Consider the following 4,509-nt stretch of genomic DNA (forward strand, 5'->3'; position numbering starts at 1 on the left):
GGCTCTGCGAGAGACATATTTTTTATCTCGCCCACTTCGTTCAAGGGCGCAGAGGCGCAGAGTGGCATTGATTTCTGAGAGGGAAATCAAACGATCTGGATTGGTACCGTTTTAAGTTCTTTTTTCTGAGCGAAGCCAACCACATCTGACCTTCTCTGTGTGCTCTGCGGCTCTGCGAGAGGACAGACTTATCTTTGGTTGACGATCCTTGTAATACCCTCTTTTAGCAAAGTTTCATTGAAATTGATCAGAAGCCCCAAGGGTTTTTTCGATAGTCGCAAGTATGTCAGCAGTTGTTTTTTATGCACTGATTTAACCCGTTCAACGGATTTAAGTTCTACGATAATTGTGTCTTCAATAATGATATCTATCCTGAAACCATCATCTGTGATGACTCTATCCCGATAAACAACAGGCAACGGCATTTCAGTCTTGAAATCCATCCCCAGTGCATCAAGTTCAATCGCCATGCATTTTTGATAGACAGACTCCAATAGTCCTGGCCCCAAGGCGGCATGTATATTAATTGCGGCTTTGATTATTTTGGATGAGAGGGTATTCAGTTTCATATTTTATTGAACTCTCGCCCGTTTCACTCGAGAGCACAGAGACGCGGAGAGGGTTGATGTCCAAAAGGCAAATCAAACGTAACAGATATCAGTCCGTTTTTAGATCTTTTTGGGCAAAGCCCAACCAAATAGGTCCTCTCTGCGGTCTCTGCGGCTCTGCGAGAGACATATTTTCTATCTCGCCCACTTCGTTCGAGGGCACAGAGGCGCAGAGTGGCGTTGATTTCTGAGAGGGAAATCAAACAATTTGGATTGGTACCGTTTTAAATTCTTCTTTTCTGAGCGAAGCCAGCTACATCTGCCCTTCTCTGTGTGCTCTGCGAATCTGTGAGAGGCCCTAATCTTCAATAGTGCCCAGCGTTTGGTCCCCATCGTGCGCAGACTTCTTTCTCAAAATTCTCAGCAAATATTGACCGTACCCATTGCTTTTCATCGAAGCGGCGATGGTTTCCAGCATTTCATCATCGATATATCCTGCCCGCCAGGCAATCTCTTCGGGGCAGGCGATCTTCAAGCCCTGTCGGCGTTCGAGAATTTCGACAAAACGGGATGCTTCCAAAAGGGATGCATGGGTACCCGTGTCCAGCCAGGCATAGCCCCTGCCCATGAGCGATACTTCGAGGATGCCCATCTCAAGGTAGCGCTGATTGACATCGCTGATTTCCAGTTCCCCCCTTGCAGAAGGTTTGATCTCGCGCGCGATGTCAACCACCTGATGGTCATAGAAATAGAGCCCGGTGACGGCAAAATCCGATTTGGGATTGTTGGGTTTTTCCTCGATTCCGACGACCTTGCCGTTATTGTCGAAGGCCACGACGCCATACCGCTGGGGGTCGGTGACCTGGTAGGCAAAAATCGTTGACACCGTCGTTTGACGATTGATGGCGGTAAGGTGTTTGGAAAGGTCATGCCCGTAGAAGATATTGTCTCCCAGCACCAGGCGCTTGGATTGCCACCGATAAATTCACTGCCGATGATAAAGGCCTGGGCCAATCCTTCGGGCCGGGGTTGAACCGCGTAGCTGATATTGATTCCCCACTGGCTACCGTCACCCAGGAGCTGTTCGAAGCGCGGTGTGTCCTGGGGTGTCGAGATTACCAAAATTTCCCGAATCCCGGCCAGCATCAGGGTGGTCAACGGATAATAAATCATGGGCTTATCGTAGATCGGCAACAGTTGTTTGGAAATGGCAATGGTAATGGGATAAAGCCGCGTGCCGCTACCGCCAGCAAGGATGATTCCTTTCCTTTTCACCTTCGCGCTCCGTAGTTGGTTTCGATCCAGCTTTGATAGTTGCCCGAAGTCACGTTCTCCACCCACGCCGCATGGGATAGATACCACTGCACGGTTTTGTGAATGCCCGAAGCGAAAGTCTCTTGGGGATGCCACCCGAGCTCCATGCGAATCTTGGATGCGTCAATGGCATAGCGCCGGTCGTGTCCCGGCCGATCGGCAACGAAGGTGATCAAGGATGCATAAGATGCGTCTCCGGCGCGCGGAGCCAACTGATCCAGAATGGAGCAAATCGTGCGGACCACCTCCAGATTGGTTTTCTCGCTGTTACCACCGATGTTGTATACCTCACCTGGCCGGCCCGATGCCAACACGGCAAGGATGGCACGGCAGTGGTCGCTCACATAGAGCCAGTCGCGCACGTTGCTACCGTCTCCGTATATCGGCAAATCGACTTCCTTCAACGCATTGTGGATCACCAGCGGAATCAACTTTTCCGGAAACTGGTAAGGGCCATAATTGTTTGAGCAGTTGGTGGTCAAGGTTGGCAGCCCATAGGTATGATGATACGCCCTGACCAGATGATCCGACGCCGCTTTGGACGCGGAGTATGGGCTGTTCGGTGCATAGGGGGTGGTTTCGGTGAATGCCGGATCCGCTTCGTTCAGAGAACCGTATACTTCATCGGTGGAGACATGCAGGAACCTGAATATTGCCCTATCCGCTGTGGGCAGGTCGTTCCAGTACTTGAGAGTTGCTGCCAACAGGTTGAATGACCCCACGACATTGGTCTGAATAAAGTCATCCGGCCCGGTGATCGAACGATCCACATGGCTTTCGGCAGCAAAATTGACGATGGCCGCAGGCTGGTGTTCTTCCAGCAAAGCGGATACCATCGACGGATCGGCGATGTCACCCCGGACGAAAATGTGATTGGCATTTTGCGACAATTGCCGAAGGTTGTCGTAGTTGCCGGCGTAGGTCAACTTATCCAGATTGACAACCACGTTGTCGTTTTCCATCAGGCAGTGGTGGACAAAGTTCGACCCGATGAATCCGGCACCGCCCGTAACGAGAATAGTATGTTTGTTCATGTTTCTTTTCGGTTAAATATACCTGAGCAGCGGTTCCGATCAACTTTACCATTGGCATTTTTTGGCAAACTGCGTACTGACCTGATTTCACTGGGTAGTTTGTATTTGGGGAGAAGGGCTGCGCATTTCTCCAGGATCATTTCTGCCGGTATGTCTGCGTTTAGCGGTACGACGACGGATACAAGCCGTTTTCCAAGAAGGTCGTCCGGGATACCCACAACCGCGGCTTCAACAGCCAGTTTAGTAGCCAAGAGCGCATCTTCGACTTCCTGGGGGTTGATGCGGTGACCACCGACTTTGAGCAGGTTGTCCTTACGTCCATCCAAAAAGATAAAGCCTTCCTCATCCTGAAAACCGATGTCACCCGTGTGATAACCTTCAGCATCCAAAACAGCTGCTGTGGCTTCTGGGTCTTTCCAGTATCCTTGCATGATGTTAGCGCCCTCGGCAACGACCTCCCCTTTTTCGCCAACATTCACTGTATGATGGTTTGCATCGATCAGCTTGATCGTAACCCCGGGAATCGGCTTTCCGATAGAATCGATCTTCTCTTCAAAACGATTCGGGTCCAGCCAGGTCAGGCGCGCAGACGCTTCGGTGGCACCATACATGATGCATATCCGGGTACGTTCCGGAAGCGCCTTCCTGAGTTCTCGCTTCACCGAACTTGCCATATGGCCGCCAGCCTGGGTGACCATGCGCAACGTCGTGAGTTGATTACGCTGTTTTTTCAAGGGTGAGCGGTGCAGCAAATAGGCGTAGGTCGATGGCACGCCGGAAAAAGGGTCACCCCCTCCTCGATCATTTGGTTGATCACTGTTGCCGGAAAAGCGAACTTGTTATTGATCACCAGCGTTCCACCGGCCGCGAAAATGGTGTTCAGCAGGGATTTGCCCATCACGTAAAAGAAAGGAAGGACGGCCATTTGGATATCATGCTCGGTTAAGTGCTGGTACTGGCAAATTGCAAGCACATTAGCCACGATGTTTCCGTGGGTAAGCATGACACCTTTAGGTTTTCCCGTTGAACCGGAGGTGTAGATGATGCTGCCCAGGTCTGTAGGGCAACCCCGGGTGTTTGTTGTGGGTTGTGGATGATTGATCGCGGTATCGAATTGGAAAACATTTTTGAATTTTGTCGACCAATCCAATTTGGGATTGTGGATGACAGTGTGTTCAAACGATGAAGGTTCAGGTCCGAAGCCTGCAGGAGACGCTCGAAACGTGTGGAAGTAATGATGGCCGCGGGTTCGAGTTCGGCAAGCAGCGGGTTAAGGCCCTCTGGTTTGAGATCCGTACTCAGCGGCACGGCGACAGCGCCTGCCTTGAGGATGCCATAGTAGGCCACGACGTATTCAACGCTGTTTTCCAGCATGATCGCGACGCGGTCGCCAAGGCGGACGCCCCGATCTACCAAAAATGCGGCCAAGCGGTCGGCGTCGGTGTTGATCTGACCGTAGGTGGCACGGGTCTTCTCGTGAACGACGGCAACCTTGTCGGGGAAGCGGCTGGCGGAATTTTCGAGAAATTGGTGGATTAGCATTTTAGAAACTGTTCACCGCAGAGGCGCAGAGTTCGCTGAGAATTTGCTGTCGGCCTTTGGCCGAAGGAACC

At 51.5% G+C, this 4,509-nt stretch carries 4 protein-coding genes and 2 pseudogenes; all 6 read right to left on the reverse strand.

Annotated elements, in window-relative coordinates:
• Positions 1 to 188: 188 nt before the first annotated feature.
• The 6 genes and pseudogenes from JCM12296_RS32575 to JCM12296_RS51140 all read right to left on the reverse strand — a co-directional run bounded on the left by JCM12296_RS32575 (position 189) and on the right by JCM12296_RS51140 (position 4,438).
• A complete protein-coding gene (locus JCM12296_RS32575) occupies positions 189 to 569 on the reverse strand; it encodes a GxxExxY protein (protein ID WP_054701867.1) in 381 nt (126 codons plus the stop codon).
• 337 nt (positions 570 to 906) lie between these two features.
• Positions 907 to 1,910, reverse strand: a pseudogene (gene rfbA, locus JCM12296_RS32580) (glucose-1-phosphate thymidylyltransferase RfbA).
• Complete coding sequence (rfbB, locus tag JCM12296_RS32585) at positions 1,820 to 2,896, reverse strand: dTDP-glucose 4,6-dehydratase (RefSeq protein ID WP_054701869.1); 1,077 nt, start codon at positions 2,894 to 2,896, stop codon at positions 1,820 to 1,822. The pseudogene rfbA and the gene rfbB overlap by 91 nt, the downstream one beginning before the upstream one ends.
• Positions 2,893 to 3,327, reverse strand: a complete 435-nt coding sequence (locus JCM12296_RS51130; protein ID WP_422699205.1) for a class I adenylate-forming enzyme family protein — start codon at positions 3,325 to 3,327, stop codon at positions 2,893 to 2,895. Before JCM12296_RS51130 ends, rfbB begins: the two co-directional genes overlap by 4 nt.
• Positions 3,328 to 3,372: 45 nt before the next feature.
• A pseudogene (locus JCM12296_RS51135) lies at positions 3,373 to 3,950 on the reverse strand (AMP-binding protein); the annotation flags it as partial.
• Positions 3,839 to 4,438, reverse strand: coding sequence for an AMP-binding protein (locus JCM12296_RS51140; protein WP_083456741.1), 600 nt, complete (start codon positions 4,436 to 4,438; stop codon positions 3,839 to 3,841). The pseudogene JCM12296_RS51135 and the gene JCM12296_RS51140, both read right to left, overlap by 112 nt.
• Positions 4,439 to 4,509 lie beyond the last annotated feature (71 nt).

It is taken from the genome of Desulfosarcina cetonica JCM 12296 (assembly GCF_001311845.1).
Classification (GTDB): Bacteria; Desulfobacterota; Desulfobacteria; order Desulfobacterales; family Desulfosarcinaceae; genus Desulfosarcina; species Desulfosarcina cetonica.